The 24918-nt window shown below is 68.8% G+C and carries 24 protein-coding genes; 17 read left to right on the forward strand and 7 right to left on the reverse strand.

What is annotated here, in order from left to right:
* The first annotated feature begins 120 nt into the window (after positions 1–120).
* Together ACZ54P_RS05620 and ACZ54P_RS05625 are read left to right on the forward strand one after the other, a co-directional pair.
* Entirely contained in the window at positions 121–1170 is a 1050-nt protein-coding gene (locus tag ACZ54P_RS05620) for an NAD-dependent epimerase/dehydratase family protein (protein ID WP_465460377.1), read from the forward strand.
* On the forward strand, positions 1167–2273 hold the full coding sequence (locus ACZ54P_RS05625; RefSeq protein ID WP_465460378.1) for a lysophospholipid acyltransferase family protein: 1107 nt from the start codon (positions 1167–1169) through the stop codon (positions 2271–2273). The genes ACZ54P_RS05620 and ACZ54P_RS05625 overlap by 4 nt, the downstream gene beginning before the upstream one ends.
* Positions 2274–2356: 83 nt before the next feature.
* On the opposite strand, the gene ACZ54P_RS05630 is transcribed toward ACZ54P_RS05625, so the two are convergent.
* The 3 genes from ACZ54P_RS05630 to ACZ54P_RS05640 form a co-directional block, all read right to left on the reverse strand.
* Positions 2357–3259 (reverse strand): HAD family hydrolase, encoded by a 903-nt coding sequence (locus ACZ54P_RS05630; RefSeq protein ID WP_016330921.1) that lies wholly within the window; start codon positions 3257–3259, stop codon positions 2357–2359.
* Positions 3260–3355: 96 nt separating this feature from the next.
* Positions 3356–4456, reverse strand: a complete 1101-nt coding sequence (locus tag ACZ54P_RS05635; RefSeq protein WP_465460379.1) for a DUF5667 domain-containing protein — start codon at positions 4454–4456, stop codon at positions 3356–3358.
* Between the two features lie 113 nt (positions 4457–4569).
* On the reverse strand, positions 4570–5292 hold the full coding sequence (locus tag ACZ54P_RS05640; RefSeq protein ID WP_465460380.1) for a sigma-70 family RNA polymerase sigma factor: 723 nt from the start codon (positions 5290–5292) through the stop codon (positions 4570–4572).
* A gap of 292 nt (positions 5293–5584) precedes the next feature.
* On the opposite strand from ACZ54P_RS05640, the gene ACZ54P_RS05645 reads away from it, so the two are divergent.
* The 8 genes from ACZ54P_RS05645 to ACZ54P_RS05680 all read left to right on the forward strand — a co-directional run bounded on the left by ACZ54P_RS05645 (position 5585) and on the right by ACZ54P_RS05680 (position 14479).
* Complete coding sequence (locus ACZ54P_RS05645) at positions 5585–7069, forward strand: AMP-binding protein (RefSeq protein WP_465460381.1); 1485 nt, start codon at positions 5585–5587, stop codon at positions 7067–7069.
* A 10-nt stretch (positions 7070–7079) separates the two neighbouring features.
* Positions 7080–7316: a glutaredoxin family protein gene (locus ACZ54P_RS05650; protein WP_465460382.1), complete on the forward strand. Its 237-nt coding sequence runs from the start codon at positions 7080–7082 to the stop codon at positions 7314–7316.
* 57 nt (positions 7317–7373) lie between these two features.
* The gene (locus ACZ54P_RS05655) at positions 7374–8909 is read left to right on the forward strand and encodes a molybdopterin-dependent oxidoreductase (RefSeq protein WP_465460383.1); all 1536 of its coding nucleotides are present in this window, start codon (positions 7374–7376) and stop codon (positions 8907–8909) included.
* A gap of 215 nt (positions 8910–9124) precedes the next feature.
* Entirely contained in the window at positions 9125–9952 is an 828-nt protein-coding gene (locus ACZ54P_RS05660; RefSeq protein ID WP_465460384.1) for a redox-sensing transcriptional repressor Rex, read from the forward strand.
* 1 nt (position 9953) lies between these two features.
* Positions 9954–11351, forward strand: coding sequence for a glutamyl-tRNA reductase (locus tag ACZ54P_RS05665; protein ID WP_465460385.1), 1398 nt, complete (start codon positions 9954–9956; stop codon positions 11349–11351).
* 85 nt (positions 11352–11436) lie between these two features.
* Complete coding sequence (gene hemC, locus ACZ54P_RS05670) at positions 11437–12384, forward strand: hydroxymethylbilane synthase (RefSeq protein ID WP_465460386.1); 948 nt, start codon at positions 11437–11439, stop codon at positions 12382–12384.
* 59 nt (positions 12385–12443) lie between these two features.
* Positions 12444–13976 (forward strand): bifunctional uroporphyrinogen-III C-methyltransferase/uroporphyrinogen-III synthase, encoded by a 1533-nt coding sequence (locus ACZ54P_RS05675; protein WP_465460387.1) that lies wholly within the window; start codon positions 12444–12446, stop codon positions 13974–13976.
* Between the two features lie 125 nt (positions 13977–14101).
* Positions 14102–14479 (forward strand): hypothetical protein, encoded by a 378-nt coding sequence (locus ACZ54P_RS05680; RefSeq protein ID WP_465460388.1) that lies wholly within the window; start codon positions 14102–14104, stop codon positions 14477–14479.
* A 257-nt stretch (positions 14480–14736) separates the two neighbouring features.
* Here the strand turns inward: ACZ54P_RS05680 and ACZ54P_RS05685 are convergent, their stop codons facing one another.
* On the reverse strand, positions 14737–16023 hold the full coding sequence (locus ACZ54P_RS05685) for an Nramp family divalent metal transporter (protein WP_465460389.1): 1287 nt from the start codon (positions 16021–16023) through the stop codon (positions 14737–14739).
* Positions 16024–16174: 151 nt separating this feature from the next.
* On the opposite strand from ACZ54P_RS05685, the gene hemB reads away from it, so the two are divergent.
* The gene (hemB, locus tag ACZ54P_RS05690; protein WP_465460390.1) at positions 16175–17146 is read left to right on the forward strand and encodes a porphobilinogen synthase; all 972 of its coding nucleotides are present in this window, start codon (positions 16175–16177) and stop codon (positions 17144–17146) included.
* Positions 17147–17201: 55 nt separating this feature from the next.
* Here the strand turns inward: hemB and ACZ54P_RS05695 are convergent, their stop codons facing one another.
* Both ACZ54P_RS05695 and ACZ54P_RS05700 read right to left on the reverse strand, forming a co-directional pair.
* On the reverse strand, positions 17202–18752 hold the full coding sequence (locus ACZ54P_RS05695; protein ID WP_465460391.1) for an outer membrane protein assembly factor BamB family protein: 1551 nt from the start codon (positions 18750–18752) through the stop codon (positions 17202–17204).
* 47 nt (positions 18753–18799) lie between these two features.
* Complete coding sequence (locus tag ACZ54P_RS05700; RefSeq protein ID WP_465460392.1) at positions 18800–20296, reverse strand: outer membrane protein assembly factor BamB family protein; 1497 nt, start codon at positions 20294–20296, stop codon at positions 18800–18802.
* An 87-nt stretch (positions 20297–20383) separates the two neighbouring features.
* On the opposite strand from ACZ54P_RS05700, the gene ACZ54P_RS05705 reads away from it, so the two are divergent.
* From ACZ54P_RS05705 to ACZ54P_RS05715, 3 genes are read left to right on the forward strand one after another with little or no spacing between them, the layout of a single operon-like run.
* Positions 20384–20935 (forward strand): hypothetical protein, encoded by a 552-nt coding sequence (locus ACZ54P_RS05705; RefSeq protein ID WP_465460393.1) that lies wholly within the window; start codon positions 20384–20386, stop codon positions 20933–20935.
* On the forward strand, positions 20932–21387 hold the full coding sequence (locus tag ACZ54P_RS05710; RefSeq protein ID WP_465460394.1) for a hypothetical protein: 456 nt from the start codon (positions 20932–20934) through the stop codon (positions 21385–21387). The genes ACZ54P_RS05705 and ACZ54P_RS05710 overlap by 4 nt, the downstream gene beginning before the upstream one ends.
* On the forward strand, positions 21365–21748 hold the full coding sequence (locus ACZ54P_RS05715; protein WP_465460395.1) for a hypothetical protein: 384 nt from the start codon (positions 21365–21367) through the stop codon (positions 21746–21748). Before ACZ54P_RS05710 ends, ACZ54P_RS05715 begins: the two co-directional genes overlap by 23 nt.
* Before the next feature lie 8 nt (positions 21749–21756).
* Here ACZ54P_RS05715 and ACZ54P_RS05720 read toward each other — a convergent pair whose 3' ends face one another.
* Positions 21757–22248, reverse strand: coding sequence for a tryptophan-rich sensory protein (locus ACZ54P_RS05720; RefSeq protein WP_465460396.1), 492 nt, complete (start codon positions 22246–22248; stop codon positions 21757–21759).
* Between the two features lie 120 nt (positions 22249–22368).
* Here ACZ54P_RS05720 and hemL point away from each other — a divergent pair, with 120 nt between their 5' ends.
* From hemL to ACZ54P_RS05735, 3 genes are read left to right on the forward strand one after another with little or no spacing between them, the layout of a single operon-like run.
* Positions 22369–23673 carry a glutamate-1-semialdehyde 2,1-aminomutase gene (hemL, locus tag ACZ54P_RS05725; protein WP_465460397.1) on the forward strand — a complete coding sequence of 435 codons (1305 nt, stop codon included), beginning with the start codon at positions 22369–22371 and terminating at the stop codon, positions 23671–23673.
* Positions 23670–24302 (forward strand): histidine phosphatase family protein, encoded by a 633-nt coding sequence (locus ACZ54P_RS05730; RefSeq protein ID WP_465460398.1) that lies wholly within the window; start codon positions 23670–23672, stop codon positions 24300–24302. The genes hemL and ACZ54P_RS05730 overlap by 4 nt, the downstream gene beginning before the upstream one ends.
* Positions 24299–24880, forward strand: coding sequence for a TlpA family protein disulfide reductase (locus ACZ54P_RS05735; protein ID WP_465460399.1), 582 nt, complete (start codon positions 24299–24301; stop codon positions 24878–24880). The genes ACZ54P_RS05730 and ACZ54P_RS05735 overlap by 4 nt, the downstream gene beginning before the upstream one ends.
* Positions 24881–24918: the final 38 nt, after the last annotated feature.

The raw sequence follows: 24918 nt of genomic DNA on the forward strand, positions 1-24918 counted from the left end.
CGCGCGATGCTTCCAGTGAGTGCAGGTTCGCGCACACTCGGTAGATCAAGTACGTACTCAAGGTCATCAGGACCCCGTGATCGAAGTCCGAGAAACCGCCTGAAAGCCGCAGGGAGTCCTATGCCGTCGAACATCGTGCTCGTGACCGGGGTCGGGGGAGACCTTGGCGGGAAGCTGCTCGCCAGACTCGGCAACAATCCGGAGTTCGAGCGGGTGATCGGCGTGGACACCACGCCTCCGCAGAAGTCGGTGCTGCAGCGGATGGGCCACGCCGAATACGTCCGCGCCGACATTCGCAACCCGCTGATCGCCAAGGTGATCAGCACGGCCAAGGTCGACACGGTCGTGCACGGCTCGTGCACCGCGCATCCGGCCGGGCCCGCCCGCCGTACGGCGATCAAAGAGGTCAACGTCATCGGCACGATGCGGCTGCTGGCGGCCTGTCAGCGTTCGCCGCTGGTGCGCAAGCTCGTAGTGAAGTCGACGGCCGCGGTTTACGGCGCCGGAGCGCGTTCGCAGGCCGTCTTCACCGAGGATTCCGAGCTCATCCCCACCTCGGCCAGCGGATACGCCAAGGACGCCGTCGAGATGGAGGGGTACGTGCGCGGGCTCATGCGCCGCCGTCCCGACATCACGACGACGCTCTTCCGGTTCGCCAACATCATCAGCCCCGAGATCGACACCGTGCTCTCGCGCTACTTCGCGCTGCCGATCGTCCCGACCGTCTTCGGCTACGACGCGCGGATCCAGCTGCTGCACGCCTCAGACGCGTTGGCCGTCTTCGAGCGGGCGACGATGGAGGACAAGCCAGGCGTGTTCAATGTCGGCTCGGCAGGGGTACTCACCCTCTCCCAGGCGATCCGGCGAGCCGGCCGGGTCGGGCTGCCGATGCCCAGCGGTGTGGTGCCGTCGGTCGGGAAGGTCCTGCGCGGCGCCCGCGTGGTCGACTTCTCCGCCGACCAGGTCCGGCTGCTGAACTTCGGCCGCGTCGTGGACATCACGAAGCTCAAGAAGGACTTCGGCTATATCCCGCGCTGGACGACGCGTGAGGCGTTCGACGACTACATCACCGGCCGCGGGCTCAGGCCCGTGGTGGACGGTGGCAGGCTCGCCGGGCTCGCGGGCAAGGTACTGGTGGCCGCGGCGACCGGGCAGGCGACGAACCGGTGAGCAGGCCCTACGAGAACACCCCTGAAAACTCTCACGAAGGCGAGGCGGAAAACGTGAGCGGCGCTCAAGCGCAGGTCATCCCGTTGCACGGCCCCGGCAGAGAGAAGCCGGCCCCGGCCGCTCAGGCGGATCGGGATCTTCGCGAGTCCGAAGAGGCGCAAAACCACCTGAACCAGCAGGAACGCGGGGCCGACGCGCCCGTCGTCGAGTTCCCCGGCTCTTCACGGGTCTCCCCGGCGAAAACCCAGCCCGCCGATGCGGATCTGCTCCCGGAGTCGCTCAAGAAGGCGCTGGGGTTCCTGCGGGGCAGGCTGACCGGTGACTACACCGTCGACGAGTTCGGTTTCGACGCCGAGCTCACCGAAACCCTGCTGTTGCCGCCGCTGCGCGCGCTGTACGAAAAGTGGTTCCGCGTCGACACGTTCGGCGTCGAGAACCTGCCGTCCGACGGCGGCGCGCTGCTGGTGTCGAACCACTCCGGCACGTTGCCGCTCGACGCGCTGATGACCGCCGTCGCCGTGTACGACCACGCCCCCGGCGGCAGGCATCTGCGCGGCCTTGGCGCGGACCTGGTGTTCCAGGTGCCGTTGGTCGGCTCCTTCGCGCGCAAGTCCGGGCAGACCCTCGCCTGCAACGCGGACGCGGAACGCTTGCTGCGCAAGGGAGAACTCGTCGGTGTCTGGCCGGAAGGGTTCAAGGGCATCGGGAAACCGTTCTCCTCGCGGTACAAACTGCAGCGCTTCGGCCGTGGCGGTTTCGTTTCCGCGGCGCTGCGGGCCGGGGTGCCGATCATTCCCGTGTCGGTCGTCGGCGCGGAGGAGATCTACCCGAAGGTGGGCGACATCAAGCTGCTCGCCCGGCTCCTCGGCCTGCCGTACTTCCCGGTGACGCCCTTCTTCCCGCTACTCGGCCCGCTCGGCGCGATCCCGCTGCCGACGAAGTGGAGTATCGAGTTCGGCGAGCCCATCCGCACGGACACCTACGACGCGGACGCCGTCGACGACCCGATGCTGGTGTTCACGCTGACCGACCAGGTGCGGGAGTCGATCCAGCAGTCGCTGTACAAACGCCTTTCGCAGCGGAAGAGCGTCTTCAAGGGGTAGGCCGCCTTCCGAATGCCATGAAAGGTCCTTTCCTTGCAAAATTTGCCAGGAAAGGACCTTTCATGGCGTTGGAGAGAGGTGGCTCAGCGCTTCCGGTAGGCCATCCCGGCCGCCACGGCACCGGCCACCGCGCCGACACCCAGCACCGAGGGAACGCCGATCTTCGCGGCCTTCCGCCCGGTCCGGAAGTCGCGGATCTCCCAGCCGCGCGCACGGGCGACGTCGCGAAGGCCGCCGTCGGGGTTCACCGCGACGGCGGTCCCCACGACCGACAGCATCGGGACGTCGTTCTGTGAGTCCGAATACGCCGTGCAGCGCTTGAGATTCAGCCCTTCGCGTGACGCGAGCGCCCGGACGGCGTGGGCTTTCGCGCGGCCGTGCAGGAGATCACCGACGAGACGGCCGGTGTAGACGCCGTCCTTGGTCTCGGCGACGGTGCCCAGCGCGCCGGTGAGGCCGAGGCGCCGCGAGATGATCGCCGCGAGTTCGATCGGGGTCGCGGTGACGAGCCAGACGCGCTGGCCGGCGTCGAGGTGCATCTGCGCCAGCGCCCTGGTGCCGGACCAGATCTTGTCCGCCATCAGCTCGTCGTAGATCTCTTCGCTGATGTCGGTCAGTTCCTGCACGGTGCGACCGGCCACAAAGGACAGTGCGCGTTCGCGATGGGTTTTGATGTCCTCTTTGTTCTCCCGGCCGCCGAGCCGGAATTTCACTTGCTGCCAGACGAATCCGGCCAGATCGGCGGAGGTGAAGAACTTGCGCGCGGCCAGGCCGCGGGCGAAGTAGAAGATCGACGCGCCCATCATCATGGTGTTGTCGACGTCGAAGAAGGCGGCCGCGGTCAGGTCCGGCGGTGCGGGCGGGGCCGGCGGTTCGAGGGCTTCGGCGGACGCGGTCGCCATGGCGGCCTCGGCCGACGCCTCGCCCGCGAGCTCGGCCAGCCGTTCGAGCTCTTGACTCTTATCCCTGCCCCGCCAAACTGACACGCACACCGCCTCCGGAATCCCAGGTGCCTATGCACAGCGTAGCGAGAGCTCACCCGGGCTGTCCCAGGTGTGGCGCCTGCCTCACCACCCGTCCCGTCAGCCGATGACGATCGGTGGCAATCCCGGGATCAGCGGCGGAATCGAAAGCAGCGGCGGGGGTGGCGTGACAGTCGTCGGAACCGGCAGCGGCGGGTTCGGTTTCGGCGTCGGAGTCGCCACCACGGGCGGCGGGGTCCCGCCGGTCGGCGGCGCGAGCGGTCCGGTCGGGTTGGCGGTGTCCACGCCGGAGGACGGCGGGACAGCCGTCGGTGTCGATGTCGACGTCGGCGACCCTGTCGGCGCGGAGGACGGCCCGGGAACGGTCACCGGCGGTACGACGGCGTCGGGGGAGCCGGGGTCGCGCTCGCAGTCACCGGCGGCCGGGACGGCGCCCAGTTCGTCGGACGAGCCCGTGGTGATCGTGTAGCAGACCAGCCGCGAGCCGAGATCCGTCGTGCGGTCCTGGACCTTGTCGAGCAGGACACGGGCCGCGGTGAACTTGTCCCGCGCTTCGGCGGGGGCTCGTTCGATCTGGAGACCGAGCCGGTCGGATTGCTGCCGCGCCCAGGTGTGCAGTTCCGTGAGCCGGTTCTGCCCGCCTTCGTCGGTGACGACGGCCGTCAGCTGCGAGACGCCGGCGCGCAGATCGGACTCGAAGTCGGCGAGTCCGGTGAAGTACGCCTCGGTGGTCGAAGCCTGGCGGGTGAGTTCGTCGAGTTCGCCGACGCGGTTCGTGGCGAACTCCAGGTGCTTGTTCGCCTTGTCCTTCTCGTCGAAGGTGAGCCCGAGCGCGGCCGATTCACCCGCTCGTTTGATGCCGTAGAGCGGATCGCCCGGCAAAGCGTTCTTGGACAGCAGCAGGGTGAGGCCGCCCAGCGCGAGGACGAGCGCGACGGCGGCCGCGGCGAGGTTGGCGATGGTGCGGCCACGCCGTTTCGGCGGTGCTTCGGCTTCGGCGAGACGTCCGGCGATCTCCTCGCGGATCCGTCGCCGGGTTTCGGCGTCGGGCGCGCCGGCCGAGCCCAGTTCGCGAAGGCCACCGACGAGCGCGAGTTCACGCGCGAATTCGTCTTCTTCCGGAATCGCGTCGCCGTCGACAAGGTCCGCGAAGCGGTCACCGTCCGCTCGCTCCCGTGCGAACCATCCCGGCACGCCCACGGTCCTGCTCCGTCTCTTGCGCTCAGCCCGGTCCTGACACCGGTCTGGCTTGGGAAACGAGTGGGAGCGCCCCAGGGTTACGGCAAGGCCCGGTGAGGAAGAAATATGGGACTTTAACGCAATCCGGTGGGCAGGAGTTGTGCCAAACGGCGTACCGCGCGGTGCTGGAGCGCCTTGATGGCGCCTTCGTTGCGTTTCATGATCGCCGCGGTCTCGGCGACGGAAAGCCCCTGCATGAACCTCAGCACGATGCATTCGCGCTGGTCTTCACCCAGTTCGGCGACGCAACGCAGCAATTCGGCCCGGGTCGCGCGGCTGATGGCCTGCTGTTCCGGTCCCACGACGGCCTGGACGCCGACGTTCCCGATCGGTGCTCCGCTGGGTTCGGCGACCTCGTCGGTCACCACCTCCAGCCGGAACCGGCTCGACTTCACGTGATCGAGGATGATGTTGCGCGCGATGGTGACGAACCAGGCGCCGACGTCACGCCCCTGGTAGCTGACCGACGTGATGCGGCGCAGCGCGCGAAGAAAGGTTTCGCTGGTGACGTCTTCGGCGAGGTCCCGGTCGCCGAGGCGGAACAGGACGTAGCGGTAGACGACGTCGACGTAGCGGTCGTAGAGCCGTCCGAAGGCGGAAGTGTCGCCACCCTGCGCGGCGCTGACCAGCTCCCAGGCTTCGGCCTTCGCGGCTTCGGCGGCGGCATTGGTCTCTTCGGTGGTTTCGTCGTGGCGCGGGGCTTTGGCCTGCCGAGGCGACGGCGCCGGGGAGAGACCGCTCCGGCGGAGAATGTGGCCCGCCAGCATCGAGACGGGATGGGGCGCGGGAAGGGTCACTGTGCTCCTCCCGTTCCGGGCAGAGAAGACCGGCCGGCATGTCCCACCACCGCGTGGGCCTGCAAGATCTGCACGTCCGGACTTCCTTTCTCACCATCGAGTGATCAACACCACTCGACGACGATCAGCAGCATACGTGTAGTTACCGCGAAGTAGGTAGCGGTGCCGGGGTTACGGAACTGCGACGAAAGCGAGTGACCCCCATGACGACGGCCGAGATGACAAACTGGCAACGCCGTTCACCGAGGGAAGAGGTTCGCAGTTGAGCGCGGAGCAGGTTGCCGAAGGAAGCGTGCCCACTTTGCTCGCCGAGGCCGCCCGGCAGTGGCCCGGCAAGACGGCCGTCCTGGAGACCGGGGGCGGGGTCACACTGACTTGGGCGGAACTCGACAACGCCGCCCACACACTGGCTCGTGCCCTGCTCGACGCGGGAATCGACCGCGGCGACCGGGTGGCGTTGCGGTTGCCGACGTCGGCCGCCTTCGCCGTCGCGCTTTTCGGAGCTTTGCGGGCGGGCGCGACCGTGGTCCCGATCTCGCCGCAGGCGCCGGTGGCGGAGCTGAACGGGTTGCTTGAGCACAGCGGCGCCCGGCTCCTCCTCGAACGCGAAGCGACCGAGGAACTCTTCGACGGAGTGACAAGCCTCTCACCCCCCGTTACCTCGGATGGAGCAGTCGAACCAGTCGACGCGGCCGGGGCCGATGAGGACATAGCTGTCATTTCGTACACCTCCGGGACGACCGGTCCGCCTCGCGGCGTGATGCTGTCGCACCGGGCACTGCTGGCGAACCTGGACCAGCTGAGCCGGATCGTCCCGACGCCGCTCGTGCACAGCGACCGGGTGCTCATCACCATCCCGCTGTTCCACGTCTACGGCCTCGGTCCCGGTCTGCTGCAGACCACCTCGGTCGGCGCGACGGCGATCCTTTCCGAGCGTTTCCTCGCCGAGCGGACGCTGGCCGACTGCACCGAATACCGCGTGACCTCGATCGCCGGCGTGCCCGCGATGTACGCCGAGTTCGCCGCGATGGACCCGGAAGAACTGGGCGCGGGGCTTTCCACCATCCGGCGGATGACCTCGGGTGCGGCGCCGCTGCACCCCCGGATCCTCGCCGCGATCCGCGGCGCCACCGGCCTGGACGTCTACGAGGGCTACGGCCTCACCGAATGCGCGCCGGTGGTCACCACGACACTGGTCACCGGCTACCCGAAGCCGGGCTCGGTCGGGCGGCCGCTGCCCGGGATCGAGCTCCGGCTGGTCGACAGCGACGGTGACGCGACGCCCGTCCCGCTGGACCCCGACGACCTCGGCGACGCCTTCGACGAGGACGGCGGCACCGGACTGGTGTCCATCCGCGGCGCGAACCTGTTCTCCGGCTACTGGCCCGACGGCGCGCACGGACCCGACGAGGAGGGCTGGTTCCGCACCGGCGACGTCGGCTACCTCGACACCGACGGCGACCTGCACCTGGTGGACCGGGCGAACGACCTGATCATCGTCAACGGCTTCAACGTCTATCCGCACGAGGTCGAGAACGTGATCTCGATGCTGGACGAGGTCGTCGAGGCGGGGGTGGTCGGCGTCGTCGACGAGCGCACCGGCGAGGCCGTGAAGGCCGTCGTGGTCCCCGCGCCCGGCGCGTCGCTCTCGGAGCAGCAGGTCGTCGAGCACTGCGGGCAGCACCTGGCCGGGTACAAGGTGCCGCACACCGTCGAGTTCGCCGAGTCGCTGCCGCATTCGGCGACCGGGAAGCTGCGGCGTTTGCGCCTCAGGTAAGGATGGAGCCATGGCGCACCACGTGACCGTCATGACCCGCATGGGCTGTCATCTGTGCGAGGTCGCGGAACAGGACATCGAACGGATCTGCGGCGAACTCGGCGTCGCCTGGTCGGCGCAGGACGTCGACAGCGACCCGGAATGGCGGGCCGAATACGGCGACCGCGTGCCGGTGATCCTGATCGACGACACCGAACACGGATACTGGCGGGTCGAAGAGGACAGGCTTCGCAAAGCCTTGGCGTAACACACTCGTAAGGGCGAACGGCCGACCTCGGACCGCTTTCGCTCCGAAGATGGAGTCGTGGACGACGAACGCAGGCTCACCTTCCCGCAAGCCGCCCTGACTGGGCTGCTCGCCCTCGCCGCCGCGCTCGGCGTCGGACATCTCGTCGCGGGCTTCGTCGGGTACACGGCTTCGCCGTTCATCGCCGTGGCGAACTTCGTCATCGACCACAGCCCCCACGCCGTCGTGGCTTGGGCCGAACAGACCCTGGAGACCTGGGACAAACCCGTCCTCAGATTCGGTCTCTCCGTCGTCCTGGTCCTGTTCGCGCTGCTCGCCGGGCAGCTGTCGCGACGCAAGCCGCTGCCGGGTCAGGTGTTCATCGGGGTGCTCGGCGCGGCCGGGGTCGCCGCGGTTTACGTGCGCACCGACCTCGGGCAGATCTCGCTTTTGGCGCCGGTGGCCGCGACGGTCGCCGGGCTCGTCGTGTTCACGTGGCTGCACCTGGTCTTCCGGCCGCCGGTGTTCTTCGACGACCGCGAAGGCGAGGGGCCCGACCGCCGCAAGGTGCTGATCACCGGCGCCTCGGTCGCGGCCGGAGCCGGTGTCGCCGCGCTGACCGGCCAGCTCGTCGGGACCCGCAAGAACGCCGAGGAGTCGCGCGCCGCCGTCGGCAGGCTGGTCGCGGCCCGGACCGCTCCACCGATCCCGCCGGACGCGGACTTCGTGAAGTTCGGCACCCCGCCGTATCTCACTCCTTCGAAGGATTTCTATCGGATCGACACGGCCCTGGTCGTCCCGCAGGTCCGCACCGAGGACTGGCGCCTGCGGATCCACGGCATGGTCGACCGCGAAGTCACCTATACGTATGAAGACATCCGCTCGCGGCCGCTGCTCGAACGCGACGTCACGTTGTGCTGCGTCTCCAACGAGGTCGGCGGCCCGTACATCTCCAACGCGCGCTGGATCGGCATCGACCTGCGCGACCTGCTGAACGAGGCGGGCGTCGAACCCGGCGCCGAACAGCTGTTCGCGACCAGCGTCGACGGCTGGACCTGCGGAACACCCGTCGAAGCCGCGCTGGATCCAAGGCGTGGCGCGATGCTCGCCATCGGCATGGACGGCGAACCGCTGCCGATCGAGCACGGCTTCCCCGCGCGGATCGTGATCCCCGGGCTCTACGGCTACGTGTCCGCCACGAAATGGGTGACCGACCTGGAGATCACCACCTGGCAGGCGCGCGAGGCGTACTGGCTCGGCCGAGGCTGGGGCCGCGAAGGGCCGGTGAAGACGCAGTCGCGGATCGACGCCCCCGGTTCGGCGGTGAACGCGGGCAAGATCGTCGTGTCCGGGATCGCGTGGGCGCAGCACACCGGCGTCGCGAAAGTCGAGATCCGCGTCGATCAGGGGCCGTGGCAGGAGACCGTGCTGTCGGCCGAGACGTCGAAGGACACCTGGCGTATGTGGTGGACCGAGATCGACATCCCCGCTGGTCAGCATCAGATCGCCGTCAGGGCGACGGATCAGTCGGGCTACGCGCAGACCGAAACGCGCGTCGGAACCGTGCCGGACGGCGCCACCGGCTGGCACACGGTGTCGGTGAACGCGCGCTGACCCGCGGGAAGGGGGCCTTCACGCGGAACGGCTGGTGTGGGGTGCGTCATCCTCCCTACCAGTGACTTTGTGCCTGCGTTCACAAATGGCTACCGTAGATACGTCGCCTCCGCGAGCGCCCGGCATCGAACCGGACTCAGCGCCACGGGTCAAGAGCCGATTTCCTGGTTCAGGTGACTCATGTCGTCAGCAGGACCAGTAGGGAGCGGACAAGCGTGGTGTCGCAACGAGGCCGGCGCACCCGGGTGACACCGGACGCCGACAACGCGCCCACCGCGGAGATGCCCGCCGTCGAGACCGCCGCCGAACCGGAAGCGGTCCGCGCGAAGTCGATCCCCGAGGCCGCGGTCGCCCGCCTCGCCGTCTACCTGCGGGTCCTCTCCGGACTGGCCGAGCAGGGCGCGACCACGATCTCCAGCGAGGAACTCTCACAGGCCGCGGGCGTCAACTCCGCGAAACTGCGCAAGGACCTGTCCTACCTCGGCTCCTACGGCACCCGCGGCGTCGGCTACGAGGTCGGTGTCCTGGTCAGCCAGATCGAGCGCATCCTCGGCCTGACCCGCAAGCACAAGGTCGCCGTGGTCGGTATCGGCAACCTCGGCCACGCGCTGGCCAACTACGGCGGGTTCCCCGGCCGCGGTTTCCCGGTCGAGGCGCTGTTCGACCTCGACCCGGATCTGGTCGGCGTGCCGGTCGGCGGCCTCCCGGTTTCGCATCTCGACGAGATCCCCAAAGTCTGCGCCGAACGGCAGATCTCCATCGGCGTCATCGCCACTCCGCCCACCGCCGCGCAGTCGGTCTGCGACCGGCTTGTCGCAGGTGGCGTGCAGTGCATCCTGAATTTCGCCCCGGTGGTGCTGCAGGTGCCGCCGCATATCGAGGTTCGCAAAGTCGATCTCGCCGTCGAGCTGCAGATCCTGTCGTTCCATGTCGCCCGCCGCGCGGATCTGGCCGCTCATGGCAACGGTGGAGGGGACGTCGGCCCCGCGACGGCCGAGAATGGCAGCGTGAACGGCCACGGCAACGGAATGGTGGTGCGCTGAAATGAGCGTGTTGGCGGTCGGGCTCTCGCACCGCAGTGCCGAGCTGAGCACCCTGGAGCGCGTCGCGGTCCCCGCGACCGAAGTGACCAAGGTGCTCCACGAGCTGCAGCAGGCTGAGCACGTCAGCGAGGCGATCCTCGTCTCCACCTGCAACCGCATCGAGGTCTACGCCGTCGTCGAGACCTTCCACGGCGGGCTGAACGACGTTTCCGACGTACTCGCCCGCCAGGCCGGGATGCTGCCCGCGGACCTCTACGACTCGCTGTACGTGCACTACGCGGGCGCGGCGATCGAACATCTTTTCTCGGTCACCTCCGGTCTGGATTCGATGGTCGTCGGCGAGACGCAGATCCTCGGCCAGATCCGGTCCTCGTACGCCACCGCGCGTGACGCCGGCACCGTCGGCCGCACCCTGCACGAGCTGATCCAGACCACGCTGCGCGTCGGCAAACGCGTGCACAGCGAGACCGGTCTCGACAAGCTCGGCGCCTCGGTCGTGTCCGAGGCGCTGGCCGCGGCAGGGCACATCGAGGGCAAGCACGCGCTGATCGTCGGCGCCGGTTCGATGGGCGCGCTGACCGCGTCCCACCTGCGCAAGTCCGGGATCGGCGAGCTCACCATCGCCAACCGGACCGAGGCGAGGGCCGCCCGGCTCGCCGCCGCGAGCGTCGAACAGGGAGTGCCTGCCAAGGCCGTCCAAATGAGCGGCATCGCGGCCGCGGTCGCCGAGGCGGACGTCGTCGTCTGCTGCACCGGCGCGCAGGCCGCGGTCTTCACCGCCGAGCACGTCCCGGCCCGCGACGGCCGTCCGCTGGTGGTGTGCGACCTCGGTCTCCCGCGCGACGTCGAGCACGACGTCGCCGAACTGGCCGACGTCACCGTGGTCGACCTCGAGACCATCCAGCGCCGCATGCGTGAGGCCGGCACCCCGACCACCGAACGCCAGACCGCGAAGGCCACCGGCATCGTGCTCGACGAGGTGCGCGAGTACCTCGCCGGACAGCGCAGCGCCGAGGTCACCCCGACGGTGACCGCGCTGCGGCGCCGGGCGGCCGAGGTGGTCGACGCCGAACTGCTGCGGCTGGACAACCGCCTGCCGGATCTCGAAGCCGGGGTCCGCGAGGAGGTCGGCCGCACGGTCCGACGGGTGGTCGACAAGCTGCTGCACGCGCCGACGGTGCGGGTGAAGCAGTTGGCCGCCGAGACGGCCGACACCGACTACGCCAACGCGCTGCGCGAGCTGTTCTGCCTCGACCCGCAGGCGCCCGCCGCCGTGGCGAGTCCCACCGCACCAAAGGGTGACGGTGGCGAGCGCGGCCCGATCCCGCCTTCGGGAAACGAGCCGTCGCGCGCGCTTCGGCCGGAGGCCCCGCTGTCGCGACGGCAGGGCGCCGAGTAATGACAAGCGAGTTCCAAGAGCAGGGGCGCCCTGGCGGCGCGATCGCGGTCGCGCGCCGCACCGCGAAAAGGACGAGTGATCATCAGTGAGCAGAGTCATCCGCATGGGGACGCGCGGCAGCAAACTCGCCCTCGCGCAGACCGGCACCATCGCCGACGCCCTGCGCGCCACCGGGGCCGAGGTCGAGCTCGTCACCGTGACGACCCCTGGCGACAAGTCGTCCGCGCCGATTCCGACGATCGGGGTCGGCGTCTTCACTTCCGCGCTGCGCGAAGCGTTGCTGCGCAAGGAAGTCGACGTCATCGTGCACTCGTACAAGGATCTGCCGACGAAACCGGAACCGGACATCGTGCTGGCCGCCGTGCCGCGCCGCGAGGACCCGCGTGACGCTTTGATCGCCCGTGACGGGCTGACTCTCGGCGAGCTTCCGCCCGGTTCGACCGTCGGCACCGGGTCGCCGCGGCGCACCGCGCAACTGCGCGCGCTCGGGCTCGGTTTGGAAATCGTGCCGATCCGAGGCAATATCGACACCCGCATGCGCAAGGTGGCCGACGGCGAGCTGGATGCCGTGGTGCTCGCGCGTGCCGGACTGGCCAGGATCGGCCGGGCCGGGGAGATCACCGAGACCCTCGACCCGATCCAGATGCTGCCCGCCCCCGCGCAGGGTGCGCTGGCGGTGGAGTGCCGGGCCGGGGACGTGGACATCGAGCACCTGCTCGGGTCCACAGTGGACGATGAAGGCACCCGTGCCGTGGCGACCGCCGAACGGGCGTTGCTCGCGGCGCTGGAAGCCGGGTGCAGCGCACCGGTCGGAGCGCTGGCGGAGATCGTCGAGGACCTGGACGCCGAAGGGCGGGTCGTCGAGCGGATCTCCTTGCGGGGCACCGCCGCCGTCGAAGCCGACGGGGAAGCGGTCGACATGGTGCGCGCTTCGGCGCTCGCCGACGTCCGCGATGCTGAACAGCTCGGCCGGACATTGGCCGCCGAGCTGCTTGACCTGGGGGCCGGCGCGCTGTCCGGCCCCGCCCAGTGAGCTGAGAGTGACAGTTACGGCCGCGATCGACCGCGGCCGCCTAAGAGGAGAACGCACAGATGACCCCCGCGCGTAAGACCACCGGGCGTGTCGCCTTCGTGGGCTCGGGCCCCGGTGACGCCGGTCTGCTGACCGTCCGCGCTCAGGAGCTGCTCGCCAAGGCCGAGGTCGTGGTGACCGACCCGGACGTCCCTTCGGGCGTCCTGGCCTTCACCGCGGAGGGCGCCGAAGTGCGCCCCGCCGTCGGCGAGGCCACCGAGGTCGCCAAGGACCTGGTGAACGAGGCCAAGGCCGGAAGACTGGTGCTCCGGCTGATCGCCGGTGACCCGCTCACCCAGCCCGCCGTCGTCGCCGAGGTGCAGGCCGTTTCCCGCACCAGCGCCGTGTTCGACATCATCCCCGGCGTCTCGCCCGGCGCCGCCGTCCCGGCGTACGCCGGTGTCGCGCTCGGTGGCATCCACACCGAGGTCGACGTCCGCGGTGACGTCGACTGGGCCGCGCTGGCCGCCACCCCCGGCCCGATCGTGCTGCACGCGACCTCGGCGCACCTCGCCGAAGCCGCGTCCGCGCTGACCGAGCACGGGCTGGCGGCGACCACGCCGGTCGCCGTCACGTCGAACGGGACCATCAATACCCAGCGCACCCTGGACACCACGCTGGCCACCGTCGCGAACGAGGCGGGCGAGCTCGTCGGCCCGCTGATCGTGACCATCGGCCAGGCCGTCGGCCAGCGCTCGAAGCTGTCGTGGTGGGAGTCGCGCGCGCTGTACGGCTGGAAGGTCCTGGTGCCGCGCACCAAGGAGCAGGCCGGTGAGATGGCGGAGCGGCTTCGCGGCCACGGCGCCACCTCGCACGAGGTCCCGACCATCTCGGTCGAGCCGCCGCGCAGCCCCGCGCAGATGGAGCGCTCGGTCAAGGGGCTCGTCGACGGCCGCTACCAGTGGATCGTCTTCACCTCGACCAACGCCGTCCGCGCGGTGTGGGAGAAGTTCGAGGAGTTCGGCCTCGACGCCCGCGCGTTCTCCGGTGTGAAGATCGCCTGCGTCGGCGAATCGACCGCCGCGAAGGTGCGCTCCTTCGGCATCATCCCGGAGCTGATCCCGGAGGGCGAGCAGTCCTCGGAGGGCCTGCTGGCCGAGTTCCCGCCGTACGACGACGTCCTCGACCCGGTCGACCGCGTCCTGCTGCCGCGGGCCGACATCGCCACCGAGACCCTGTCGGCCGGCCTGCGTGAACGCGGCTGGGAGATCGACGACGTGACCGCGTACCGCACCGTGCGTGCCGCGCCGCCGCCCGCCGAGACCCGCGAGATGATCAAGACCGGCGGTTTCGACGCGGTCTGCTTCACCTCGTCCTCGACCGTGCGGAACCTCGTCGGCATCGCCGGCAAGCCGCACACCCGCACGCTGGTCGCGTGCATCGGCCCGAAGACCGCGGAGACCGCCGTGGAATTCGGGCTGCGGGTCGACGTCCAGCCCGAGAAGGCCGACGTCCCGCACCTGGTCGACGCGCTCGCCGAGCACGCCGCCCGGCTCCGTGCCGAAGGTGCGCTTCCGCCGCCGCGTAAGGCGAAGCGAGCCCGCCGCTCCTGATTTCGTGACGAGAACCCCCTTCTCCGCATGCTGTAGGAAGGGGGTTCTCGTCGTTAGCGAAACCTTGGTGCTTGCCAAGCGATGAGGCTTAACCTCGGTGATCCGACAATCGCTGGGGAGTGACCATGAAGTCTCCCGTTCACGCAGGTACCGCTTTGAGTGTGCTGGCGCTCGGTTTCGCCGGGTTCGCGGGCACCGCCTCCGCCGCGGCGGCCACCCCGTTCGAGGTCTGCAGTCCGCTCGGTTGCGCGGTGCAGAGCGTGCGGGGCACCGTCGAGAACCTCGGCGGCCAGACCCGGGTGTCGGCCACCGTCACCGACAGTTCGCCCACTTCGAAACTCACCGCCCAGTTCGTCCTGTCCGGTGCCTCGACCGAGGGGTACCAAGTCGTCGCCGACAACGAAACGAAGCGGATCTCTTTCACCGGGCGGACCGTGGCGACCAAGCTGACCGTGACCGCCTGCGGCGGCGGGGGCTGCAACACGAAGTCCATTCCGCTGTAGGGCCTCGTGAGTGGTAATGACGGTTAGAACCGTCATTACCACTCACGAGGCCCTCGCGAAACTGCGCGGATCACCTGAAACGGGCGCCATGGTCGCGAGAAGTGTCTCTTGTGGACGGTCAAGGCCGTCGATCTTCGACACCTGGACGCCGACGTGGATGAGCGGGGAAGATTCCGGCCGTTGAACGGCCGGAATCTTCCCCGCTCGGGTCTACCGCAGGTCAGTCGCTGGGGGAGGGCCAGTCACTCACAAGGTTTTCAGCTGAAGAACTTCACGACCTCCGTGTAGGCGAGGTAGGCGAACATCGCGAGACAGATCCCGAGAAGCCCGTTGGAAAGCCACCGCGAACGCCCTTCCCGTGGCACCCGCGATGTGTTCAGCAGTACCAGCAAGGTCGCCGCCAGGAACGGCATGAACAACGCGCCCAGCACGCCGTAGATCACCGTGAGCTGGAAAGGCTGATCGAGGAACAGCAACGCCATCGGCGGAAAAGTCAGCCACAGCACGTAACCCCGGTACGCGGGACTGTGTTCCCCGGCCTTCTTCTCATACTCCTCAACGGTTTCCGTCGCGTTCGCGGGCAGCCGCAGAATGCGCCACCAGTCCGCGAAGAGCAGGCTCACGCCATGCCAGACCCCGATCACCGAGGTGAACGAAACCGCGAAAAAGCCGATGAGGAAGGGGATCCGCGCCCATTGCCCGTAATCCGCGGCGAGGGTGTCGCCGAGGAACAGCAGGCCCTTGTCGCCCGAGATGATCTTCTGGCCGATCAGCAGTTCCGCGCCGACGATCAGCATCGCGATCACGAAGATCCCGGTCATGACGTAGCCGACGGCGTTGTCGGTCCGCATCATCGACAGCCACTTCGACGAGCGCCAGCCCTTCGCGAGTGTCCAGTAGCCGTAAGCGGCCATCGTGATCGTGCCGCCGACGCCGCCGACCAGGCCGAGGACGTAGACGAGCGACCCGTCGGGCAGGGTCGGGACGGCGCCTTCGAACAGCGCGGTGAAGTTCGGCGTGACGAGGATCGCGGTCCCGACCACGGTCACGAACATGATGCCGACCAGGACGGTCATCAGTTTCTCGATGATCGCGTAACGCCCGAACCACACCAGCGCGAAGCCGAGCAGGCCGCAGATCATCGCCCAGTACCGCACCGAGAGCCCGGGGAAGAGCGCGTTCAGCGGCAGCCCCGACGCCGACATCGCGGTCGCGCCGTAGACGAACCCCCAGATCACCGCGTAGATCCCGAAGTAGATCAGCGCCCAGATCCCCAGCGTCCGCCAGCCGGACAGGATCGTCCGGCCCGACGTCAGGTGCCAGCGGCCGACGGCTTCGGCCAGCGCGAGTTTGAAGATCGTCCCGACGAGCACCGCCCACAGCAGCGTGTACCCGAAGCGCGATCCGGCCACCATCGTCGCGACGAGGTCGCCCGCGCCGACGCCGGTCGCCGCGGCCATGATCCCTGGCCCGACCTGACGCAACCGTGCGCGCCAGCCGACGGGCGGTTCTTTTGGTCGGTCGGTCACCGTTGAGCTCGACATGAGAGGCAAAGTAACCCACGTCACACCGGGAACGAATCGGGCAAAGGCGACTCTTTACCGTCCCTTAGGAAAGCTCCGCCCGGCTGGACCAACGAGCCGTTCACCGCGCCTGTGGACGGCTTCTCGAGCGGGCGGGAGTACCGTCTATGGGGTGTTTCCCGAACATCGTCCCCGCAGGCTCCGTACCACTCCGGCGATGCGCAGGCTGGTCGGTGAGACGACGCTGCGCCCACGTCAGCTGATCCTCCCGATGTTCGTGGCCGAGGGTATCGACACGCCCCGCCCGATCTCGAGCATGCCCGGCGTCGTCCAGCACACCCGCGACACGCTGCGCAAGGCCGCCGTCGACGCGGTCAACGCCGGCGTCGGCGGCCTGATGCTGTTCGGCATCCCGAAGACCCGTGACGCCGAAGGCTCCGGTGCGATCGACCCGGACGGCATCCTGAACGTCGCCCTGCGCGACCTTCGGGCCGAACTCGGTGACGCGACGGTCCTGATGGCCGACACCTGTCTCGACGAGTTCACCGACCACGGTCACTGCGGTGTCCTGGACGCCGACGGCGCGGTCGACAACGACGCGACGCTGCGTGTGTACGCGGAAATGGGCTTGGCGCAGGCGGAAGCGGGGGCGCATCTGCTCGGGCCCAGCGGGATGATGGACGGCCAGGTCGGCGTCATCCGCGCCGCCCTCGACCGGGCCGGGCGTACCGACACCGGCATCCTCGCCTACTCGGCGAAGTTCGCGAGCGCGTTCTACGGACCCTTCCGTGAGGCCGTCGATTCGCAGCTCAAGGGCGACCGGAAGACCTACCAGCAAGACCCGGGCAACGTGCGCGAAGCGCTGCGTGAAATCGAGCTGGACATCGCCGAGGGCGCGGACATGATCATGGTCAAGCCCGCACTGTCCTATTTGGACGTCATCCGGGCGGCGGCCGACGCGTCGCCGGTTCCCGTCGCGGCGTACAACATCTCGGGCGAGTACGCGATGGTCGAGGCGGCCGCGGCGAACGGCTGGATCGACCGCGAGCGCACGGTCCTCGAAGTGCTGACGTCGATCCGCCGCGCGGGCGCGGACATGATCCTCACCTACTGGGCCGCCGAAGCCGCCACCTGGCTGGACTGAGCGTTGTACAGACGAAAGGGGCCCCTTCGCTGCGGAAGGGGCCCCTTTCGCCTCGCTAATCAGCCTGAAGCAGGAAGACTTCCACACTGAGGTTCGACCATCGGCCGGCCACGGCGTAGACGCGATCGTCGGCCCAGAGGTACCGGAAGAACCCCGGGATCGGCCCGGTCTCGTCCTGGTCGGAGTTCCTGATCTGTGCCTCCAGGAACGGGGTCACCTTCCCGTCCGTGACCGCGATCTTGACCGTCCGTTGCGGTCCGGTGTTGTAGATCGGGCCGACCTGGGTGAGGATCTGGCCGTCCACGATCTGGATCGGCGCCTGGATCGTGCCCTCCGGAACCGACGCCGTCCACTTGCGCTGCCCGGTGTTCAGGTCCACCGCGACGAGCGCGTTCACCTGTCCGCCGATCGTCCTGGTCGGCGTGTAGAACGTGTCGCCTTCCACGATGATGGCGCTCGTCTGGTGTTCGGTCCCCGAGGCGAGGCTCCCGAAGCCCTGCGGCGAGGTGCCGTCGAGCTCCTCCTCGCTGTTGGGTTTGCCGCCGTCGATCTTCGACTTGAGCTTCATGTTGTCGTCGAAGAGGAAGTACGTGCCTTGCTCGGTGTTCGAGCCGTAGGCCAGCACGGGCTTCACCGAGAGGAGACCGATCCCGGAGACCGAGTAGCCGGAGTGGGGGACGCTGTCCTCCAGTTCGACGTTCCCGGTCGCCGGGTCGATCTGGAGCGCGGTGACCGAGAAGTCGCCGGTGAGGCAACTCGCCACGACGATGGCCTTGCCGTCCCTCGGCATCATGTCGTGTCCGGAGCAGGTGTCCTCTCCGTCGGCTTTGCGGGAGAAGGTCTTCGTCCACTTGATCGCGCCGGTGGCCAGGTCGAGCGCCGCGTAGCCCTGGTCCGCGGTGACGAACACGACGTCGCCCATGATCTGCGTGACGACGGCCTCCACCGAGACCACCCGGTCCTGCATCTTCTGCGGGACGACCATCGGCACCTGCCAGCCGAGCTTCCCGTCCTTCAGATCGAGGATGGTGGCGTTGTCGCAGCTCCCGTCCTCCTTGTCGACCTTCGCCTTGCCGAAGGCGAGGACGATCTTGCCGCCGACGGGCTCGACCCCGGTGCCGCAGAAGATCTTGCCGTCCGGTGCCTTCGTCAGCCAGCGCTGCTTGCCGTTCGCCCTGGTGAACGCGGCCACGTACCGGTCACGGACGACGACGAGGTCATCGTCGTGCAGCCAGGTGGTGATGCCGTGCTTGTACTCCGGGACGTCCTGCTTCGCCCCCGACAGTTCCCATTTGACCTTCGGTGACCCGCCGGGAGAGCCGGGATTCGCGGAGGGCTGAGCGGCCTGATCCTGCTTCGAGTCCCCGCCGCTCAGCGCGATGGGGAGCACGACGGCCGCGGCGACGACCACCACGACCAGCGGGACGAGCCAGAAGAGGAACTTCTTGCGCTTGGGCGGTGGCGGTGGTGGTCCCTGCCGTGGGGGGCCGTACTGCTGCTGAGGGTAGGGCTGCGGCCGCTGCCATCCCTGAGGCGGTTGCCCGTGCGGTTGCCAGGGTTGTTGTGGCGGCCATGGCCCGTTGCCGGGCGGAGTAGGTCTGGTCATTTTTGTTCCCCAGTTATTCGGTGATGATCGCGGAAAAGCCGCCCGCGCTACGGTTCGACGGTGTAGATGTCCAAGCTGTACTTCGGGAAACGGCCGGAAACGGCGTAGACGCGGCCGTCCGCCCAGAGATACCGGTAAAGGCCCGAAATCGGCCCGTTCTTGTCGTTGTCGGCGTTCTCGATCTGCGCCTCGACCAGCGGTGTCACCGTGCCGTCCGCGACGGCGATCTTGACCACTCGCTGCGGTCCATCCCGTTCGACGGGCGCGACCTCGGTGATCACCTGGCCGTCCTCGATCGCGAGCGGGGCCATCACCGTGCCCTCGGGGACCTTCGCCGACCACTTGCGCTGCCCGGTGTTCAGCTCCACGGCGACCAGTGCGTTCACCGTGCCCGCCTGGGGCATCGTGATGGTGTAGAGCACTTCTTCGGTGACCAGGACCGGGCTGACCTCATGCTCGGTGCCGGACGCGTCACTGTCGAAGCCCTGGCCGTCCGTGCCGTTGAGGCCGTCCGGGGTGAAGGGGTCGCCGCCGTCGATCTTCGACTTGAGCTTCAGGTCGTCCCCGAAGAGGAAGTACGTGCCCGTGTCGGTGGTCTTGCCATAGACCAGCAGGGGTTTCGCCGAGAGGACGCCGACGTTGCCGAGCGAAGAGCTCTCCTTCGGCAGGTGTTCTTGCCCCTCGATGTTCCCGGTCGACGGGTCGACCCGCAGCATGCTGAGGCCGTACTCCCCGGTGAGGCAGGTCATCACGACGACGATCTTGCCGTCCCTCGGCACGGCGTCCTGCCCGGCGCACGTCGGGCTGTCGGCCTGGTCGGGTTCGCGCAGGTGGGTCTTCGCCCACTTTTTCGCGCCGGTGGCGAGGTCGAGTGCGCCCATACCCTCCCCCTGCGTGGCGAAGACAGCGTCGCCGGCGATCTGCAGGATCGCGGATTTGGGCGGGCGGTCGCCTTGCAGCTTCTGAGGTATCTCGAGTGGCTGCTGCCAGCCGAGCTTCCCGTCCTTCAGGTCGAGGACGGCCGCGTTGTCGCAGGTCTTCTCCTCGCCGTAGGCGAAGGCGATCTTCGCGTCGACAGGTTCCACGGAGGCCCCGCACGCCCGCTTCCCGTCCGGTACCTCGGTGAGCCAGCGCTGTTTGCCGTCCGCCCTGGTGAACGCGGCGACGTACTTGTCCCGGACGACGACGAGAGTGTCCTCGTACAGCCAGGTCGTGATGCCCTGCTTGTACTCGGGAACGTCGCCCTCCAGCCCGGACAGCCGCCATTTCACCTTCTGGGCGACCGGGGCCGGACTGCTCGGCTGCTGCTGTTGGGCGGCCTGATCGCGGGGCGGGTCCCCGCCGGTCAGCGCGATCGGGAGCACGACGGCCGCGGCGACGACCACCACGACGAGCGGAATCAGCCAGAAGAGGAACTTCTTGGACTTCTCCGGCGGAGGAGGAGGTGGCGGCGTCTGGTGCTGTTGTGGATAGCCGTACCCCTGCGGTGGCCAGGGTTGTTGCTGCCCTTGCCAAGGCCCGGTGGGCCGGTTCGGTGTGGTCATGCGAAATCCCCAGTTTTCGTGTCGATTCGCGCACAAGCTACCTGGGCGGCAACGCTCTGGCCTGCGGAACCACGTAGGCTGCCCGGCGTGAGCGACAGCACAGCCGACGAGACGGACGACGAGCGCCGCAAACGGGGGAGGGCACCCGACCCGCTCCTTCCCGGACAGAAGCCACCGGTGATCACCGTGCCGACGCCGGTCGTCATCTCCTTCTGGCTCTGGATCGCCACGGGTGTCGTGCTGGTGGCCGGTCAGATCGCCTTGCTGGTGTTGAAGCAGGAATTGACCGACGGGATCATCAAGCAGATCACCGCCAACCCGGTCCCTGGGCAGCCGGTCGACCCGGCGCAGATCGCGTCCGGGGTGAACACCTTGCTGTGGATGCTGCTCGGCGGGGCCGTCACCTTCGCCGTCCTGTTCGCGTTGTTCGCCTACAAGGCTCGCGAGGGAACGCGCTCGGCCAGGACGGTGCTGACCGTGGGTGCCGTCTTCCTGGTGCTGGTGGAGCTGTTGGTCCTTCGCGGCACGCTCAACGTGTTCCTGCTGGTGGCCACGCTGCTGACCGCGATCGCGCTGATCCTGATGTACCTGCCCAGCGTGTCCGACTTCTTCCCGAAGGTCGGGCGCAAGCTGCCATGACCGCCGAGCCGTCCCTCTACGGCGAACCCGGCGTCGGCTGGACGGCGTTGCTCTGGGCACCGCTGTTCGCCCTCGCCGGGCTGCTCGCCGAACTGGCGACCGGCGGACCGGTGCACTGGCTGGCCTGGATCCTGGTCGCGGCGGGGCTGGTGCTGATCACCGTGCCGTGGGTGTACGCGCGCCGCCGGTACCTCTCGCTCGAAGTCACCGCCGACGGCTATCGACAAGGCAGGGAAACTCTAGAGGCGGCGCGGATCGCCGAGGTACTCGAAGACGAGGAAGCCCCCGTCGGGGCACGGGTCCTCGGTGGCGGCTGGACGATCCCCAAGAAGCACGGCGAGGTCCCGCTGAAGCTCGACGACGGCGTCTTCGTCCGCGCCTGGGCCAAGGATCCCGACGCCCTTCGGGAGGCTCTCGAGGGTTTGGTGCGTGCTCGCACCACAGAGTCATGAGAAGCTGCTCACTGTGATCGACCTTCCCCAGCCGACCGGGGCCGACTTGTGGCCGCCGGAGGACGACCGGCCAGCGGCCCGGCTGCACAAACCCCTGCGCGCTCTGGTGGGGGTCGCCGAACTGATTCTCGCCGCGCTCGCGGTCTGGGGCGTCTTCGCCTGCTGGAAGGCCGGGGTCGTCCCGGTCCCGATCACCTACGGCGAATCGACGACGCTCGAATCGCAGCGGTACTTCGGTGGCCCGCTCGCCGGTGCCATCGGGCTGGGCGTGCTGGCCGCGATCCTGGTGGTGGACGCGATCCGCCAGTTCCTGCTCGCGATGAAGACGCGACACCGCGCGCCCAAGGAAGCCCAGAACTGAAAACCGGCTCAGTTGAGCCAGACGACCGCGGCGTTGACCGCGGTCGAGAACAGCAACCACAGCAGATACGGCACGAGCAGCCAGGCCGCGAGCTTCGACCGGCGCGCGAACTCCGTCATCGTGACGGGCACGACGAAGTCCAGTACGACGACGTCGGCCAGTGCCAGGACGTGGGCGCCGCCCGCGAAGAACAGCGGCGTCCACAGCAGGGTCAGCAGCAGGCAGACGCCGTAGAAGGCGAAGCCGCGCGTTTCGCCATCGGTCCGCCAGTAGCACCAGGCCGCGATGGCGACCAAGAGGAGCAGGGCCGACCACATCGGGCCGTAGAGCCAGCCTGGCGGTGCCCACGAGGGGCGGGTCAGCGCGTTGTTCATCCCGGAACGGGTCGCCACGGCCAGCGCGGCCACCACCCCCACGATCGCCGACATGCCGATGAATCCGGCCAGTGCTTGCCAGCGCAGGCGACGGTGGTGGGTCGGCGGTGGCGGCACCGTGGACACGTGGGTTCCTCCGCGAGGTTTCGGCGGGAGTGGTGCCCACCCTAGTGGGGCCGGTCACCCCGTGCCCATCTCCGCGAGACTCGGCGGCGGGAGTCGCCGGGGATTTGCGAGACTGGGGAGGTGACTACCGGAGTCGATCAGTCCAAGGCATGGTTCGAACGAGCGAAGGCCGTGGTCCCGGGCGGGGTGAACTCCCCGGTGCGGGCCTTCAACTCCGTCGGCGGGACCCCCCGGTTCATGGTGCGCGGCGAAGGGCCGTATCTCTGGGACGCCGACGACAACCGCTACGTCGACCTGGTCTCTTCTTGGGGGCCGATGATCCTCGGGCACGCGCATCCGGCCGTCGTTTCCGCCGCGCGCGAAGCCGCCGTTCACGGCCTGTCGTTCGGCACGCCGACCCTCGGTGAGGTCGAACTGGCCGAGGAGATCATCGCGCGCGTCGCGCCGGTCGAGCAGGTTCGCCTGGTCAACTCCGGCACCGAAGCGACGATGAGCGCGATCCGGCTGGCCAGGGGGTTCACCGGCCGGGCGAAGATCATCAAGTTCGCGGGCTGCTACCACGGCCACGTCGACGCGCTGCTCGCCGAAGCGGGCTCCGGCGTCGCGACACTCGGCCTCCCGACGTCGCCTGGGGTCACCGGCGCGCAGGCGGCCGACACGATCGTCCTGCCCTACAACGACCTCGACGCCGTTCGTAAGTCCTTTATGGACAACCCGGACTCGATCGCCGCGATCATCACCGAAGCCGCCGCGGGCAACATGGGCGCCGTCGCCCCGGTCGAAGGCTTCAACGCCGGGCTCGAGGAAATCGCCCACGAGCACGGCGCGCTGCTGATCATGGACGAGGTGATGACCGGGTTCCGCGTCTCGAAGGCGGGTTGGTTCGGCCTCGAAGGCGTCGCCGGTGACCTCTACACCTTCGGCAAGGTGATGTCCGGCGGGCTGCCCGCCGCGGCCTTCGGTGGCCGCGCCGACGTGATGGCGAAGCTGGCCCCGGGCGGGCCCGTGTACCAGGCGGGGACGCTCTCGGGTAACCCCGTGGCCGTCGCCGCCGGGCTCGCGACGCTGCGCGCGGCCGACGACGCCGTGTACGCGGCCCTCGACGCCAACGCGAAGCGGCTCGGCGACCTGTTCGACCGGTCGCTGACCGAGGCCGGTGTCACGCACACCGTGCAGTACGCGGGCAACCTGGTCAGCGTGTTTTTCAGCGACAGCCCGGTGACGAACTATCCGGGCGCGCAGGCCTCGGAGACCTGGCGATTCCCGGCGTTCTTCCACGCCCTGCTCGACAACGGCGTGTACGCGCCGCCGAGCGCCTACGAGGCGTGGTTCGTCAACGCGGCCATGGGTGACGCTGAGTTCGAAATCATCGAGTCGGCGCTTCGCGTGGCCGCTCGTGCCGCGGCCGAGGCGGTCCAGGCGTGAGCGAGACGACGATCGTGCACCTGCTTCGCCACGGTGAGGTGCACAACCCGGACAAGATTCTCTACGGCCGCCTGGCCGGCTTCAAGCTCTCCGACCGCGGTCAGCGCCAGGCGCTGACGGTCGCCGAGGCCGTCGCGACGCACGACATCACCTACGTCGTCGCTTCGCCGCTTCAGCGTGCGCAGGAGACCGCGGCGCCGATCGCCGCCGCGCACCGGCTCGACGTCGACACCGACGAGCGGCTCATCGAGGCGGACAACCAGTTCGAGGGCGAGCGGGTCGCCGTCGGCGACGGTGCCCTGCGCCAGCCGAAGCACTGGCCGAAACTGGTCAACCCGTTCCGCCCCTCGTGGGGCGAGCCATACGTCGAGATCGCGCACCGCATGCTGGGCGCGATCCACCGCGCTCGGCGGGCGGCGGAGGGGCACGAGGCGCTGTGCGTCTCACACCAGCTGCCGATCTGGACCGTGCGGCGCTTCCTGGAGGCGAAGCGCCTCTGGCACGACCCGCGGGTCCGGCAGTGCTCGCTCGCGTCGCTGACCAGCCTGGTCTTCGAAGGCGAAGAGCTCGTGCGGATCGTCTACAGCGAGCCCGCCGGCGCGACCGACCCGAAGGTGACCGGGGCATGAAGCGACTCGTGGCGGCCGTCGTCGGGCTGGCGCTCGTCGTCACGGGCTGCACCACCGGCAAGGACGCCGTCGTCACCGGCGGCTCGTTCAACTTCGTCTCGCCGGGCGGGAAGGTCGACATCACCTACGACGTCGCCGATCGCCAGCAGTCGCCGACGCTGTCCGGTGACGACCTGATGAACGAGGGCAAACAGCTCTCGATCGCCGACTTCCCCGGCAAGGTCGTCGTGCTGAACCTGTGGGGCCAGTGGTGCGGGCCGTGCCGCGTCGAGGCGCCGGAGATGCAGAAGGTCTACGACCAGACCAAGGCGTCCGGCGTCCAGGTCGTCGGCATCGACCTGCGGGACAACGACCGCGCGCCGGCGCAGGACTTCATGCGGGACCGGAAGCTGACGTACCCGTCGATCTACGACCCGTCCGGCCGGACGTTGCTGCAGCTGTCGGGCTATCCGCGCAACATCATCCCGTCGACGATCGTGCTGGACAAACAGCACCGTGTCGCGGCGGTCTTCCTGCGGGACCTGCTCGCCTCGGACCTGCTGCCCGTCGTCGAACGGTTGGTCGCCGAAGCTGTCTGACGGGCTGGTTATCCTCCTCATCTCAGCCGCGCGGCGGC

Source organism: Amycolatopsis sp. NPDC034160, assembly GCF_055575355.1.

Excerpts from the sequence above, each read along its gene's own strand:
- ACZ54P_RS05665 (WP_465460385.1), top strand. The coding sequence starts at position 9,954 with ATGAGCGTGTTGGCGGTCGGGCTCTCGCACCGCAGTGCCGAGCTGAGC.
- ACZ54P_RS05675 (WP_465460387.1), top strand. The coding sequence starts at position 12,444 with ATGACCCCCGCGCGTAAGACCACCGGGCGTGTCGCCTTCGTGGGCTCG.
- ACZ54P_RS05685 (WP_465460389.1), bottom strand. The coding sequence starts at position 16,023 with ATGTCGAGCTCAACGGTGACCGACCGACCAAAAGAACCGCCCGTCGGC.
- ACZ54P_RS05700 (WP_465460392.1), bottom strand. The coding sequence starts at position 20,296 with ATGACCACACCGAACCGGCCCACCGGGCCTTGGCAAGGGCAGCAACAA.
- ACZ54P_RS05620 (WP_465460377.1), top strand. The coding sequence starts at position 121 with ATGCCGTCGAACATCGTGCTCGTGACCGGGGTCGGGGGAGACCTTGGC.
- ACZ54P_RS05650 (WP_465460382.1), top strand. The coding sequence starts at position 7,080 with ATGGCGCACCACGTGACCGTCATGACCCGCATGGGCTGTCATCTGTGC.
- ACZ54P_RS05695 (WP_465460391.1), bottom strand. The coding sequence starts at position 18,752 with ATGACCAGACCTACTCCGCCCGGCAACGGGCCATGGCCGCCACAACAA.
- ACZ54P_RS05680 (WP_465460388.1), top strand. The coding sequence starts at position 14,102 with ATGAAGTCTCCCGTTCACGCAGGTACCGCTTTGAGTGTGCTGGCGCTC.
- ACZ54P_RS05735 (WP_465460399.1), top strand. The coding sequence starts at position 24,299 with ATGAAGCGACTCGTGGCGGCCGTCGTCGGGCTGGCGCTCGTCGTCACG.
- ACZ54P_RS05710 (WP_465460394.1), top strand. The coding sequence starts at position 20,932 with ATGACCGCCGAGCCGTCCCTCTACGGCGAACCCGGCGTCGGCTGGACG.